The sequence below is a fragment of the Psychrobacter sp. 1U2 genome, from assembly GCF_051847575.1.
Genome location: NZ_JBPYDC010000300.1, coordinates 1 through 1,239, shown reverse-complemented (window position 1 = coordinate 1,239; position 1,239 = coordinate 1). Strand labels below are relative to the sequence as shown.

The following is a 1,239-nucleotide window of genomic DNA, read 5'->3' as shown; positions in this document are numbered from 1 at the left end:
AAAAGGAGTACTGTCACTAGACTCGCTGGTTGCATGACTGGGGAGACGCTGCGCCATGATTGTACATGCACCGCAATCTCCACTACCACAGCCTTCTTTAGTGTCAGTTTGACGTTCATACGAGCGCAGATACTCAAGTACCGTCGTGTTTGGATTGAGTTGGGTTATCTCGTGGCGCTTTTCGTTTAGATAAAAACTAATCATAGCAGGACTCGGCTAACAAATTGAGCTTTATAAAATATAGTTATAGGACGATATTCTGAACTTCAACAAATTAAAAGTTCAATAGAACATAAGCCTGACACCTTTATAAACGTGACTATTCAGTCAGGTTTTATTTATATTATCACCCCTATTGCTTGCCTACAAGCAATTAAATATCGTTTATCCAAACTTTTAAAACCCATCTGATAAGTTATAAAATACTTTAAAATTTCCAAAAAAAACGGTTAGCGATTATTTACAGGCAGTTTAAAACCTCGTAAACAAACACTAACCGTTACTTATATGACACTAAGTTCTATCTAATGACTTAATTATTAATTTTTTAAGTTTTGCTATGTTCCAAGCTCAAGCAAGCTTGCATTACCACCAATAGCTGTCGTATTGATAGTTATCACTCGCTCAGTTACAAAACGATGCAGATAATCTGACGTTAGCATGTCTGATAAGCCCTCCATATCTGTCACTGCGATTACTTGGGTTAAGATACCATCAGTATCGGCCAATGTTTGACTGACTTCTTGTACTTCAGCAGCGCTACCTGCAACCGCTACTTGAGCAAGGCGGTCGATATGTAGCAAAGTAATCGTTTGTGAGTCGTTTGCCACACTTAGCACATCATCACTGATACCAGTGTCATAAAGTACTTTGGCGGCTTCTACGCACATCTCTTCTTGGCTTGGACAATGCAAAATGACTTCATTTCCTGTCAATAGTGCTGCGATAAGCTGACCGAGTACCGCCATTGTTTTGGCTGATTCGCCGCCGACAACCATTGTTTTACCACGAGCAGTCACATAAAGATCGTTAGACTCGCCTGTAGCACCCGTCATACGATGTACCTCATCTAGGCTGGGCGCTGCACTCAGCAGATGATTGAACAAGCGACGCGCTTTATTGGCGTCTCCCGTGAACAATGCAAGCTTAGGAACAGCAGCTTCTAGATAAGTGGCACGCTGTACGGCACCAAGTAATCGCCAAGCTTCACAAACTTGAGCATGATTTTTTTTGAATTCG

Annotated in this window: 2 protein-coding genes; both read right to left on the bottom strand. The window is 41.4% G+C overall.

Annotation, left to right across the window (positions count from 1 at the left end; all coding sequences use genetic code 11):
• Positions 1 to 204: 2Fe-2S iron-sulfur cluster-binding protein (locus tag ACS8FD_RS15340; RefSeq protein ID WP_439276481.1), on the bottom strand; the 204-nt coding region annotated here is incomplete at its 3' end.
• Positions 205 to 557: 353 nt separating this feature from the next.
• The coding region (locus ACS8FD_RS15335) for a 1-pyrroline-5-carboxylate dehydrogenase (RefSeq protein WP_439276480.1) at positions 558 to 1,239 on the bottom strand (682 nt) is incomplete at its 5' end.